1 protein-coding gene is annotated in these 729 nt (G+C 67.5%); it reads left to right on the top strand.

From position 1 onward, the window contains the following. The coding region (locus QEH53_RS23890; RefSeq protein ID WP_309025752.1) for an AMP-binding protein at positions 1–729 on the top strand (729 nt) is incomplete at both ends.

Genomic DNA, 729 nt, shown 5'->3' with positions numbered 1-729 from the left:
GCTTCGTCGAAGCCGATGGCGGCCTGTCCTGCTGGCTCGAGTACAACGCCGACCTGTTCGAGCGCTCGACGGTGGAGCGCTGGGCGGGGCACTTCAAGATGCTCGTCTCCAGCGTGGTCGAGGGGGGGCTGGACCAGAAGGTGGGGGAGGTGGAGATCCTTCCTGCCTCGGAGCGCTCGCTCCTCCTGGAAGGGTTCAACGACACGGCCGCGGATTACCCGGGGGACAAGCTTGTGCACGAGCTGTTCGAGGAGCAGGCCCGGCGCGACCCGGACGCGGTGGCTCTTGTCTTCGGCGGCGGGGAGATGAGCTACGGCGAGCTCGACGCCCGCAGCAACGCCCTGGCCCGAAGGCTTCGCGAGGAGCGCGGGGTGGGGCCGGACGTCCTCGTCGGCATGCTGGTCGAGCGCTCCTTCGAGATGGTCGTGGGGATCCTGGGCATCCTCAAGGCGGGCGGGGCTTACGTGCCGATGGATCCTTCGTATCCCGCCGAGCGGATACGCTACATGCTGGAGGACTGCGGGGCGGACGCCGTCCTGGTGAACGTGGACATCGATGAGGGGCTGCTCCCCGGGGGGTGCTCCACGCTGGACCTTCGCGACGAGCGTATCTACGACGCGGATACGTCTGGCCTGGAGCGGATCGGCTCTCCGTCGGACCTGATCTACTGCATCTACACCTCGGGATCCACGGGCAGGCCAAAGGGCGTGCTGATAGAGCACCGGAACG

Source organism: Pelagicoccus sp. SDUM812002 (genome assembly GCF_031127835.1).
In the GTDB taxonomy this organism is placed as follows: domain Bacteria; phylum Verrucomicrobiota; class Verrucomicrobiia; order Opitutales; family Opitutaceae; genus Pelagicoccus.
This window is presented reverse-complemented; position numbering and strand designations above follow the sequence as displayed.